A 12720-nucleotide genomic window follows, 5' to 3' on the forward strand; every position below is an offset into this window, starting at 1 on the left:
CATCGAGGCAACGTCATGGCTACAACTGAAGCATCTCCGGTACTCTGGGTGCTGAACGGCGATCTCTCACCCTATGCGGTCGAAGTGACCACCTTTCCTTTGACCATCGGGCGGCACGGTAGCAATCACTTGGCGCTGCGCCATACGGCGGTTTCCCGCTCGCACGCCGAACTCATCCAGACCGAAGGCGGTGACATCGTGTTCCGTGACCTCCACAGCAGTGGCGGAAGCCTGGTCAATGATGAGCTGGTCACCGAGCGCTGCCTGTCGGATGGGGACACCATTACCCTGGGCAAAACCGGCGGTATCCAACTGCTGTACCTGTCCCATCCGGCGACCACTGCCTTTCTGTTGCTGACCTCAGCCGATGCCCCGGCCCAACGCTTCCCCCTGGGTGACACCAAGTTCACCATCGGACGCAACCCCGATTGTCACTTGACGCTCAAAAGCTCCACGGTATCCCGCTACCATGCCGAAATCTGCCCCACACCCAACGGCGATTACCAACTGCGCGACCTCAACAGTATCGGCGGCACGTTTGTCAACGGTCAGTCCATCCGGGAGAGCGTCCTGAAAACCGGCGACGTCATCACCATTTCCAAGCCGCCCGTGGCGAGCCTGAAGTTCGTCGGCGCTCATGCTTCGCTGCCGGTCTTCAACCCCAACGGCAGCACCGAGGAAGAAGCTCTGCCAGAAACAACCCTGGTTCTCAAAGAGAGCCAGACCCGTTTCCTCAATCCCGACCTCATGCGGGAAACCGCCAACGTCAATGCCAAGATGCTACGCCGGCTCAGCACCCTCTATGACCTCAGTCATCAGCTCATGGCCCAATCCAGCGTGACGGCGCTGGCCGAAGCCTGGCTGACGGCGCTCTTTGCCGCCTTGCCGCTCGACTATGGCATCGTCCTGGTCGGCAACCCACAAACCAACCAACTCGAAGTCGTCGGTTCACGCGGGCAGGGACGCCCCAGCCGCAGTGTCGTGGCGCGCGTCCAAAAGGAGCGCGTTGGCTGCCTGAGCAGTGATGTCCGCGCCGATGAGCGGTTTGAAACCGCTCAGAGCCTGGCTATCGGCAATACCCGCGCCATCCTGGCCGTCCCGATTACCTCTGGGAAGCGCTTCTGGGGCGTGTGCTACCTGTCGAACGAACATCACCCAGGTGTGTTTGCAAGCGAGGACCTGGAATTCGTCCTGGCCACGGCCCGGACAGCCGGGCTGGTGCTCGACAACCTCAACCTCATCCGCGAGCTGCGCGCCACCCAGGACATGCTCGTGCAGTCCGACCGCCTCGCCACGATGGGCAAAATGTGCGCTTCGATTTCACATGAACTGCGCAACCGCCTGGCGCTCATCAGCGGCGTCGAGGTCATCTGCCTGAAGTACGCCCACGACCCCGATGTCGTCCGCCTGACCGAGCTGGCCCTGCACGGCCAACGGCGGGCCCTGGAACTGGTCGAAGAAATCCGGCTCTTTGCCCGCAACTCGCCGGCCCAGTATGCCTTCGAGGTCCATGCCCTCCGCCCAATGCTCGAACACATCCTCTCCCTGATCTGCGTGGATACCGAAGTCAAACGGCGCACCGTCACCTTCCAGGCGCTGGCCGAACCCTACGCCGTCGTCAACGAAGCTAAAATCGAACAGGTCATCATCAACCTCGTCCGCAACGCCGTGGACGCAACCCTACCCGGCACCGGGGCAATCAACCTCACGCTTGGACTCGAAAACAACATGGCGACCATCCATATCACCGACAACGGGTGTGGTATTCCGGCGAACCTTCTCCCGCGCATCTGGGAACCATTTTTTACGACCAAGGGCGAGCACGGCACCGGCTTGGGCTTGGAAATTTGCCGCCGCATTACGGAAGCCCACCACGGACGCTTGATGTGCACGAGTCAGGTCGGTGTCGGCACACGCTTCACCATCGTGCTTCCGGCCGTATCGCCGCCGGCACAGGTCACACCCCAGCCACCTCTCCATCCTCACCAGACCGGCAGGCTGTCACCTGCCGCGCCACCTCACGCAACAGCGCCGGGCATCCCAGGCGCAGCCCACGCTCTACCAGGAGGAACGCGGTGATGATGCGCTGGCTTTGGCTACTGGTACTGCTCGGACACCCCTTCCCTGGCTTCGGGCAAACGCCCGACCAACCCCGACCGCTGACCCCGGATACCAGGGTGGAGGAAACCTTGCCCAGCCAGGGCATTCACACCTATTCGGTGCAGCTCGACCAGGATGATTTCTTGCACGTCGTCGTTGACCAACGAGGCGTGGATGTCGTGATCACCATCCTTGACCCAACCGGCCAGACCGTCCTGGAACAAGACACCCCCAATGGCCGCTACGGCCCGGAAGATGTCCAGTTCATGGCAAGCACCGGTGGACAGCATCGGTTGGTTATCACGGCGCTGCCGAATCAGGGCAGCGCCGGACGCTACACGCTGCGCATCCTCTCGCTGCGCCCACCCACCGCCGAAGAGCGCGCCACCAGCGCTCGGCTCATCCAGGGACAGGCCGCCCGCGCCAAGGGCGCTCAGGCTGAAGCGCTGCGGGTGTCCGGCAAGTACGACGAGGCTATGAAGCTGGCCCAGACCGCCCTGGCGCTCAAGGAAGCCGCCTATGGGCCGGAAAACCCCTTTGTCGCCGACTCAATCTTCACGATTGCGGCGATCCACTATGACCAGGGTGATTACGCTCAGGCCGAGGCCTGGTACCGGCGAGCCCTGGCGATGCGTGAAAAAACACTCGGACCGGAACACCATTACGTCGCCTTTACCCTCAACAACCTTGGGCTGACGCTCCAGAAACAAGGCAAGTTTGCCGAAGCCGAGGCGCTCTACCAACGCTCCATCCAGATTGATGAACGGGAGATCGGCCAGGACAGCGACGAGATCATACCAACCCTCAACAACCTGGCGAGTCTCTACCAGGAACGCGGGCAATACCTCCAGGCGGCGCGTCTCTACCAACGCGCCATCGCCGCCTGGGAAACCCTGCGCGGACCTGACGCAACCGATCTCGCCTATAGCCTCAACAACCTGGGCGCGCTTCAGGCACAGCAGGGCGATTATGTCGCCGCCGAAGGCACGTTTCAGCGCACCTTGACCATTTTTGAAAAAGCCCTTGGCCCCGAGCACCCCAACGTGGCCATCATCTGCAATAACCTGGCCGAAACCTTCCGAAACCGTGGCGACTATGACCGCGCCGAGCCGCTCTACCAGCGGGGCGTGACCATCCTCGAGAAAGCCGTCGGGCCGCAGTCGCCCAATGTCGCGTCACTGTTGACCAATTTGGGACTGGTCGCACAGGGGCGCAAGGACTATCCGACTGCCGAAGCCACGTTCAAACGCGCCCTGTCCATCTACGAAGGCGCGTTGGGCAAAGGCCACCCGCTCTACGCCGGCTGCCTCAACAACCTGGCGGAAACACTTCGGCGGCAGGGCAACCTGGAAGCAGCCGAACAGCTTTATCACCGGGCCAAAGCCATTTACGAGAAAGCCCTTGGCGGCCGGCATCCTTCCGTGGCGCTCAGCCTGTCCAATCTCGGTTGGGTGCGCGGTGCGCGCAAGGATTACCCAGCCGCCGACCAGCTCCTTCACCAGGCCCTGACCATCCAGACCGAAACCTTTGGACCTGAACATCCCGACGTCATCCGCACCCTCAACAACCTGTCCATCCTGGCTCAGGCGCGCGGGCAGGCGCCGGCGGCGCTCGAGTTTCAAGTCCAGGCCAACATCGCCCGTGAACAAACCCTGGCCCGCAACCTCGTGGCCGGCTCCGAGCGGCAAAAGTTCCTGTACCTTGCGCTGGCCAAGGAGGAAACCGACCGCACCATTGGCCTCCACCTGCAAGCGTTGCCCAAGGATAGCTCCGCCGCGCGCGCCGCACTGACCGTCATTCTCCAGCGCAAGGGACGCGCCCTCGACGCCATGACCGATGCCATTGCTGTCCTGCGCCGCCGCGGGAATCCCGAAGAAATCAAACTCCTCGACGAACTCACCGCCCTCAAGGGACAAATCTCCGTCCTGACCCAACGTGGTCCGGGCAAGGCCGGCCCGGAGGCCCATCGCGCCGACCTCAAAGCGCTGACCGACCGCGCCGACGCCTTGGAAGCTGACATCAGCCGCCGCAGCGCCCAGTACCGCGCCCGCTTCACCCCGGTCACGCTCGACCGCGTCCGCCAGGCTATGCCACCCGACACCGTGCTCATCGAGTACGCGGTCTATCAACCGTTTGATGTCGAAGCGCGAACGACCCGTTCACCGCGCTATGCCGGCTACGCCCTCAAGCGCGACGGCCAAATGCACTGGGCCGACCTCGGCGATGCCGCGGTCATTGACGCCGCCATCCAGGCCTTCCGCCAAGCCATTTCCTCCCCAACCTCCATCTCCGCTGCCAAGCGGACCGGAAAACGCCTCGCCGAGCTTGTCGTCCGCCCGCTCGACCCGGCGCTGGCCGGCGCCAAGCGCCTGCTGCTCTCACCGGACGGACTGCTCAACCTCGTCCCCTTTGAAGCCCTGAGCGATGCGCGCGGCAACTACCTCATCGAGCAGTTCGACTTGACCTACCTCACCAGCGGACGCGACCTGCTGGCGCTGCCCGACACGACCGATGACAACCCCAACCCGCCGGTCGTCGTTGCCGCCCCCACCTACGGACAGGGCGACCGACTCACCCTCGATGGTCAGAACTTCCCGCCCCTGCTCCAACTCGCCGGCACCGAAGCCGAAGCCCGCGCCATCCAAACCTACTTCCCCAACGCCACGCTTCACCTGCATGGGACGGCCACCGGGGATGCCGTCCGTGCCATTCATCGCCCCTGGTTTCTCCACCTGGCCACCCACGGCGCCTTCCTCGACGACATCACCGAGCCAGCTTCTGCCGATGGACTGACGCGCGCCATTGGGTTGGCCACGGCTCAACCGCTGGATGTGGCCAAGGCGCGCCGAGAAAATCCGCTGCTTCGCTCCTATCTCTTCTTTGCCGGCGCCAACGAGGCCGCTCCCAGCAGTATCCTGACCGCACTCGAAGCCGCCCAACTGGACCTGTGGGGAACGCGCTTGGTCGTTCTTTCCGCTTGCCAAACCGGCGTCGGCACGGTGCGCCAGGGTGACGGTGTTTATGGTCTGCGCCGCGCTTTTGTCCTTGCCGGAGCGCAGACCCAGGTCATGTCCCTATGGGCTGTGTCCGACCAGGGAACGCAGGCGCTGATGACCAGTTTTTACGCGCGGCTTCGGCAGGGTGAAGCGCGTAGCACGGCCATCCGCAATGCGCGCCTTGACCTTCGGCGACAGGCACGTTACCGGCATCCGTTTTACTGGTCCAGTTTTATCCTCACCGGTGACTGGCGTCCGTTATGACACCGGATCACGCGAACCCAGGCTTGGGAAATTTTTTGGAAAATTTTTTAAGCTGCTCGATGTTACAAACTCGATGTTACAAATCGGAAGCGTCAGACCAGTGAGCGGACTGAACGCCGCTCGACCAAAAATGCTGCTCCTGGGCCGCTTCTGGCGGGAAGGTGTCGTTTTCCCGGACCGTCCGCTTCCCCCCGGCAAGCTGATAGCCCAGCCGAAACTCAATCCGCGCACCATCCACCGTTTTTGCCCGCTCGGCCTCATCCAGGCAAAAATCAAACGGCGTATGCGTCTTGAACGGAAGCGCAAAATACACGTCTTCGGTCATGACCGCGCCTGGCTTGAGAACTGAAACCCGCGGCAGGATCGGAACATAGGTCGGGGGGCAGTCCGGCGGTGCGGCGAAGGCCTTTTGGCTCAGCTCAATCACCCCATCCGGGCGGCGCTCGACATAACCGAGCGTTGACTGCGCATTGGTGTGCCCCCGGTTGAAGATGCACACCTCCGCCTGAGACTTGTTTTCAAGCGTGTATGTAATCAGCAAGTGGTCGCTTGGGTAATCAATCCCGGCGTGGGTTCCCTTTGCCAGGACATAGCCGCGCATCGTATAGCGCACCCCATCCTGTTCGGCTTCGATGACAAAGCGTGGTTGCATAGGCTTTTCAGCAGGTTGTTGGTGAAACATCGGCGTCAGAGAAAAGGGAGAAACCGGCCCGCCACCACCCGGCATCAAAACGATCAACAGCCATCCGATCCAGCGCATGGGTATCCTTCCCCAACCAGTTTACTGCAAGCGAAGCCAAAAAGACTTCCACCGAATATCTCAGTGGAAGTCTTTTTTAGCCAGCGTCAGGCAGTCGGTTTTGATTCACCAGACTAGAAGCCCGACAACCCCGACAGCGCGTAGCTCCGGCGCAACCGCAGGTTGAGTTCCTCGCGGAAGCCGTTTTCGGTCAGCGCGTAGGGGTGATTCGCGTCATCGCGCTGCTCCGGTGTCCGGGGGTTGTTATCGTGGTCGAGTGGCACGCCAACCGCGACGCGCTCCAGATTGGGCACCCGGCCGTTGTCGGCCGCATCTACGCCGCGATAGGTTCCCGGGCGGAGCGTCCCGTGGGTGTAGTCATAGGCATGCGCCATTTCGTGGAAGAGCACGACCACCGGCGGCGTGTAGGCCGCTGTGCCATCCGCAAACTCAAAGGTCGGCGCAAAGGTCGGGTTGTAGCCAATGGTGGCGTTGGTCGGCGTGCCGCGCCGGCCCGTTGCCGGGTCGAGGAAGGGGTTTGAGGCGCGCGAACGCGAAGCAAAGCCGTTGTCTTCAGTGATTTCTTCAATGGTCACGGTGACGCGATCCCGCTGCCGCGCCGCGTCAAAACTCGCCAGCATTTGACGCCCGGCCGGAGAGGAGCGAAGCATTTCGAGGTCGTCCAGCACGCGCTGCCGGAATTCATCTGAACCACGCACAATCACGCCTGTGCCGCCCGGATTGCCGGTCAGCTCAACGGTCACGACTTGGTTGCTGCCTCCCCGGGGCGCACTTCGGACCGTGTCATCCGCCTGCACATACAGCTTGTTGTTGCCGGTGCTGCCGCTGATCTCATCCTTGCCCTGCCCGGCATAAATGGCATCATCACCCGCGCCGCCGAAGAGCCGGTCATCACCCAAGCCACCGGAGAGAACATCGTTGCCGACGCCACCATAGAGCGTATCTTTGCCTTCCCCGCCTTCGAGGTAATCATCACCGGCATTACCGTACATCAGGTCATCGCCACGACCACCATAGACGGTGTCATTGCCATCGCCACCTTCAATCCGGTCATTGCCATCACCGCCGTAGATGTAGTCATTGCCGGCGCCACCAAAAAGGCGGTCATTGCCCGCGCCGCCATCAATCCGGTCGTGGCCACTTCCGCCGGTAATCACATCGTCGCCATCGCCACCAAAGAGGCGGAGGTTGACCGTGACGCCCCGATCAACCTGGATGACATCGTTGCCAGCTCCAGCCCGAATGACCAAGTTGTTGCGGTCGTTGCCCGTGAATGTCCGTGACTCGCCATTGACCGACACAGTGACATTGCCGTTCTGAGGATCCTGTGTGACGCTGATCTGGTCATCGCCATCGCCAGTATCAATCACAACTTGACCGTTGACGCGCGTGACGGTTGCTTCACGGGAAAAGCCACTGGTCTGAAGGGGCATTGCCGCCTGGCTGGGAACCGAACGTCCCGTCGCCTGCATCAAATGCGCTTTGATGTTTTGGCCAACTGACTGCAACTCGCTCAACTTCGTGAGGCGTTCCTGGTTCGACGCCGACGGCGGGAGGACGGCAGAACGCAAATCTACTTTGGACGGCGCCGAGGTTGATGGCGTCGGGTTGACGGACTGGACAGCTTTGGCAGCAACTCGCATGGCGTTAGGGTAATCCTCCGAAACAAATCTGTAAGAAGCATCTTTCAAATTCGGTTATCGGTAACGCTTCTGAAACGTTGCTAGCCAGCGTCAAATTTTTTTCCACTTAGCCCGGCCGAGATACACATATTTTTCATTATCAGCCTCAAGTAACAACGAAGCAAACAACAATGCGGGACGAGTCAGATCAGCTTGACTCGTCCCGCATGCGATACCAACTGACTCTGGTTGTGCGTGGTTATGGTCCGACGTTGCCGCCCTCTGCTTCGGTCACGACTCGATTCGCCAGCAACCGCACATCCACCCGGCGGTTGCGCTGAAGTTCCTCTGGCGTCCGGGCGCCATCATTGATCTTGCCCGCCCCAATGTATTCAATGCGCCAGGCTTCGATTTTGTGAACGTTATACAGATACAGCTTGACTGACTTCGCCCGATTTTCGGTCAATGTCAAGTTCCGCGCTTCACTGCCACGGCGGTCGGCAAAGCCAGAAAGTTCAATGCGCACACCCCGCCGGGATTTTGCAGCTTCAGCCAGCGCATCGAGTTCCGCCTTGGCTTCGGGACTCAAGTCATAGCGGTTGGTTTGGAAGTACACCGAAACCGTCCGAATTTCGATGAAATCGTCAACGGCCCGTGCCGTCTCGGTCAGGCGCGTGTTTGTCCGCTCAACCCCCAACTGCGCCTCCTCAGCCTTACGCTCGGCAGCCTGTGCCCGCGTATTCGCCTCTTCTGCCCGCGCGCTCACCGTGTCAATCCGCGCCGACAAACGGGTATCCAAATCCCGAATAGCCGAGGTATTACGTGCCACTGACTGTTCGAGTTCTTCCGTCCGCCCCTCAAGCGGGGCAACCCGCTCATCAATGGTCGTGCGCACATACTTCTTCGTGGCGCAGGCTGGTCCGAATACCACCGCAATGGCAGCCAACAAGCAAAGTGATAGCAATCTACCTGTCATGCGTCGCTCCTTCAGAGATGTTGTGGACAAAACCCACGTTGGGCACCGACTTTACTAGATTTCTCTGAGGATATTAACCTCAGCAAAAATTCAGCCGGAGTCTAGCACGCTCACCTGAAAGACTGAACCCCTATTTTCTGGCTTCGATACCGGAACCAGTTACAGGTACCAGTTACAGGTAAGGTCACCTGTGAGGAACGAGATGCCAGGGCAGCATTCAGCTTCTGAGTCCCTGCTGGAGCGCATCCGCCAATTCCAGCGTGGTCGCCGGACGGTCCTGCGGCTGCTTGGCCAACGCCCTGAGAATGGCTTGCGAGATACCAACCGGCAGGTCGCGGCGCAACTCGATGGGCGGCTGCGGCGGAACTTTCACATGCTTGTTGGCGAGTTGCATCACCGTATCCGCATTGAACGGCACGCGCCCAGTCAGCATTTCGTAGCAGATGATGCCCAGGGCGTACACATCTGTCTGGGCGTTGAGTGGGCGGTCCATCCACTGCTCCGGTGCCATGTAGTAGGGCGTTCCGGCAACCCGGCCCTGTTCGGTCAGCGTCTTGATCAACTTCCCGGTCATGCGCAACCGCGCCAAGCCGAAGTCAATTACCTTGGCGACTTCATTCTGGCGGTCATACTGCTCGACCATGATGTTTTCCGGCTTCAGATCGCGGTGAATGACGTTGCGCTCATGCGCCACATAAAGCGCGGAGCAAACCTGGACCAGCACCCGCACGGTTCGGCGAACGTCGAGCACATGTTCTTGACGCAAGACATCGCGGAGCGTTCGACCAGACAGCAGTTCCATGACCAGAAAGATTGAGGCAGGACGGTCCGCTTGGCTCGGTTGTTCAAAATAGTCATAGATGGCGATGACATTCGGGTGACGGATTCGCCCGAGCGCGAGCGCCTCACGCCGGAAACGCTCGGCAGCCGCGTAGTCTTCAGCAAATTCCGGCTTGAGAACCTTAACTGCCACACAATCGCCAATGTTGATTCGCTCGGCGCGATAGATAGCGCCGGTCGCGCCCTGGCCAATCTTGGACTGGATTCGATACTTTCCCTCCAGAACCCGCCCGATCATTGGGTCATCGCTGGCAGTCGGCGGCAACACCTGCTCACGGGTGAGCCTTGTCTCCTCCCGCGTGATTTTCTTGACCATCCCCGTTGATGATGACTTACGCGCTGGCGGTAATTCCGCGCCATCCAGCGGGCAAAAGCGCATGGCATCCGCCCACACTCGACCGCATTGAGGACAGGTTTTCATGACGCTTGTCAACGGACAAAGAAGACCATGACCACTCTAGGTCACTGCGCTTTCAACCAGGCGGCCAGGCCAGCGGGCGACCACCTAAAAGATGCACATGAAGTTGGAAAACCGACTGCCCCGCATCGGGTCCAGTGTTGATGACGGTTCGGTAGCCAGTTTCAGCAACACCAACCTTGTTCGCAATTTTCGCGGCTACCCGTAAGAGATGGCCTAGCACCGTTTCATCGCTTTGCGACGCATCATTCAGGGACTCCATCGGTATCCGCGGAATGATCAGAATGTGGGTTGGCGCTTGTGGGTGAATATCACGGAAAGCGACACAATGCTCATCATCATACACAATATCCGCCGGAGCTTCGCCACGGGCAATCTTGAGAAAAATGTTGTCCGTATCAGCCATGTCACCTCTTTACACAGGCAAAAAAACAGGAAATCGCAGTGAATCGTAACACAGTCAAGTCACGTCCCAAGTAAAAATCTCTTGTAGCCAACGGCTTGCAAACGCGCCTCCACGGCCTGAGCGACCCGCTGAACAGCGATATTCATGCAGACATGTTGTTGACAGGTGCGGCGGTGACAATCTACGCGGCACGGGAGGTCAAGCCCAACCACTTGGTCGTCCGGGGCGAATGGACCATTGCGCTCAGCAGCCGTCGGACCATACAACCCGACGATTGGCGTTCCGACCGCCGCCGCCAAGTGCAGGGGTCCGGTGTCACCGCCAACAAACACGGCCGCTCGCTGGGCAAGCGCCAGATACTCACGCAACGTCGTTGGAAATGACACAACTGGCGCGCAGCGCGCCACTGCCCGTATCTCACTGACCAATGGCTCCTCACCGGGGCCGTACGACACCACGCTGGCCAACTGGTACCGTTCCCACAGGACATCAGCCAACTGCCCAAAGTCGGCCGGTGGCCAGCGCTTCGTTACCCAGCCACCGCCTGGATTGAGCAACGCAAAGCGGCCCGTCACGCCCTGCGCAATCAGTTGGGCAGCTACGCGGGCCGACTCATCCGCCAAAGGTGGTAGCAAAAACTCATAAGTTTCTGGCCGCGGCACGCCCAAAGCGGCAACGAGCCGCAGGTTGGCGAGAATCACATGCTCACGCCGATTGACGGCAACTTGCTCCGTGTAAGCAAAGCGGCTCATGGCTTCCCGGAGCGCCTCGGTGGCAAAGCCAATCCGCCGTCGCGCCCCGGCACACCAGGCGACAACGGCGGATTTCATGAGTCCTTGAAAATCCAGGGCCACATCCACCGCCGGCTGACGGAGTTGAGTCAGGCAAGCTGTGATTTGCTGATAGACTGCCGGCGTACGCCACTGACGACGCCACCGCCGGGTATCTAGGACAATCACTTCGTCAAGCCCCGGAGCGCCAAGCAGCAGCGGCGCAGCCCCTGCTTCCACAACCCAAGTGAGATGTGCCGATGGAAAGGCGCGGCGCAGCGCGGCCACCGCCGGCATCGCATGCACCACATCCCCAATGCTGCTCAACTTGACGATGAGAATGCGCATCGCCTCAGCGTAACGGTATAAACGTTATCAGACGGATGTTAAGATAGACCACAGCGCCCGTAACTTCATCACAAGCGCCGGACCCATCGCCAGCAGCCCAACCGCCACGGAAACAATGGCTGCCAGCAGCGTTGCGCCGGCCGCGGCATCCTTGGCAACCTTGGCCAGTGGGTGCGCCTCCGGCGATGCCAAATCCACCACCGCTTCAATGGCGCTATTGACCAGTTCCAGCGACAGCACGAGCGCCGACATCACGAGCACCGCCACTAGGCCGGTCTCCAGCCAGATGGCCAACGCAACGGCCAAGCCTCCAATCACGCACTCGACCCGAAAGTTAGGCTGGTGCTGCCAAGTATGGGCGATACCGGCCCAGGCATAGGTCAACGCCGCCCGCAATCGCGCCATATCCAGCGCGATCCGTGGTGGTCGCGGCTCATGAGGTGGTGGTTTCATCCGTCTGTGGCGACGGTCGTGGCAAGGCGTCGCGGACTTCCGATGGCGGCAGCGACGCGCGCGGCACGGTCAACCCATACTTTGCAATGCACCAAAGGGCTTTGAATCCGTCCCGCCAGCCAATCTTTTTCCCTTCCTCATAGGTGCGGCCATAGTAGCTGATGCCAACCTCATAGACCCGCAGCCGCAGTCGCGCCACCTTGATGGTGATTTCCGGCTCAAACCCAAACCGATCCTGCTCAAGCGAAATGGATTGAATGATTTCGCGCCGAAACGCCTTGTAGCAGGTCTCCATGTCGGTCAGGTTGAGGTCCGACACCATGTTGGAAAGCAAGGTCAGAAACCAGTTCCCCACCGAGTGCCAGAAGTACAGTACCCGGTGCGGGTGACCGCCCATGAACCGCGACCCAAACACGACATCGGCCTTCCCCTCCATCAATGGCGGCAGGATTTGCTTATAGTCTTCTGGGTCATACTCCAGGTCAGCGTCCTGGACAATGACGTAGTCGCCCGTCGCCTGTTTGAAGCCCTCACGCAGCGCCGCCCCTTTGCCACGGTTGACCGGCTGAAAGAACACCCGGAGGTTAGGCTGGGTTTGGGACAGTTCGCGCAAAATATCGGCCGTGCCATCCGTCGAGCAGTCGTCCACGCAAATAATTTCCTTTTCGAGCGGCACGGCGACGGCTTGAACGCGGCCGATCAGCTCCCGCAGGGTGCGCCGCTCGTTATAGACCGGAATCACAATGGACAGCTTGCCAGCCATAGGC

10 protein-coding genes are annotated in these 12720 nt (G+C 60.5%); 2 read left to right on the plus strand and 8 right to left on the minus strand.

Translation table 11 applies throughout. The features are described from left to right. Positions 1-15: 15 nt before the first annotated feature. Together J8C06_RS05650 and J8C06_RS05655 are read left to right on the plus strand one after the other, a co-directional pair. Positions 16-2079: an FHA domain-containing protein gene (locus tag J8C06_RS05650; protein ID WP_211427758.1), complete on the plus strand. Its 2064-nt coding sequence runs from the start codon at positions 16-18 to the stop codon at positions 2077-2079. Further along, positions 2079-5360: a CHAT domain-containing tetratricopeptide repeat protein gene (locus tag J8C06_RS05655; protein WP_211427759.1), complete on the plus strand. Its 3282-nt coding sequence runs from the start codon at positions 2079-2081 to the stop codon at positions 5358-5360. The genes J8C06_RS05650 and J8C06_RS05655 overlap by 1 nt, the downstream gene beginning before the upstream one ends. A 76-nt stretch (positions 5361-5436) precedes the next feature. Here the strand turns inward: J8C06_RS05655 and J8C06_RS05660 are convergent, their stop codons facing one another. The 8 genes from J8C06_RS05660 to J8C06_RS05695 all read right to left on the minus strand — a co-directional run bounded on the left by J8C06_RS05660 (position 5437) and on the right by J8C06_RS05695 (position 12716). Then, entirely contained in the window at positions 5437-6012 is a 576-nt protein-coding gene (locus J8C06_RS05660) for a Rossmann-fold NAD(P)-binding domain-containing protein (RefSeq protein WP_211427760.1), read from the minus strand. 221 nt (positions 6013-6233) lie between these two features. Beyond that, entirely contained in the window at positions 6234-7763 is a 1530-nt protein-coding gene (locus J8C06_RS05665) for a M91 family zinc metallopeptidase (RefSeq protein ID WP_211427761.1), read from the minus strand. 238 nt (positions 7764-8001) lie between these two features. Next, on the minus strand, positions 8002-8718 hold the full coding sequence (locus J8C06_RS05670) for an OmpA family protein (RefSeq protein ID WP_211427762.1): 717 nt from the start codon (positions 8716-8718) through the stop codon (positions 8002-8004). A gap of 217 nt (positions 8719-8935) precedes the next feature. Beyond that, positions 8936-9979, minus strand: coding sequence for a serine/threonine protein kinase (locus J8C06_RS05675; protein ID WP_211427763.1), 1044 nt, complete (start codon positions 9977-9979; stop codon positions 8936-8938). A gap of 52 nt (positions 9980-10031) precedes the next feature. Further along, the gene (locus J8C06_RS05680) at positions 10032-10382 is read right to left on the minus strand and encodes a histidine triad nucleotide-binding protein (RefSeq protein ID WP_211427764.1); all 351 of its coding nucleotides are present in this window, start codon (positions 10380-10382) and stop codon (positions 10032-10034) included. Positions 10383-10441: 59 nt separating this feature from the next. Next, on the minus strand, positions 10442-11500 hold the full coding sequence (gene waaC / locus J8C06_RS05685; RefSeq protein WP_211427765.1) for a lipopolysaccharide heptosyltransferase I: 1059 nt from the start codon (positions 11498-11500) through the stop codon (positions 10442-10444). A 27-nt stretch (positions 11501-11527) separates the two neighbouring features. After that, complete coding sequence (locus tag J8C06_RS05690; protein ID WP_246601989.1) at positions 11528-11905, minus strand: diacylglycerol kinase; 378 nt, start codon at positions 11903-11905, stop codon at positions 11528-11530. A 28-nt stretch (positions 11906-11933) separates the two neighbouring features. Then, a complete protein-coding gene (locus J8C06_RS05695; protein WP_211427767.1) occupies positions 11934-12716 on the minus strand; it encodes a glycosyltransferase family 2 protein in 783 nt (260 codons plus the stop codon). Between the last annotated feature and the right edge of the window lie 4 nt (positions 12717-12720).

Origin of the sequence: Chloracidobacterium validum, assembly GCF_018304825.1 — a bacterium.
Lineage (GTDB): Bacteria > Acidobacteriota > Blastocatellia > Chloracidobacteriales > Chloracidobacteriaceae > Chloracidobacterium > Chloracidobacterium validum.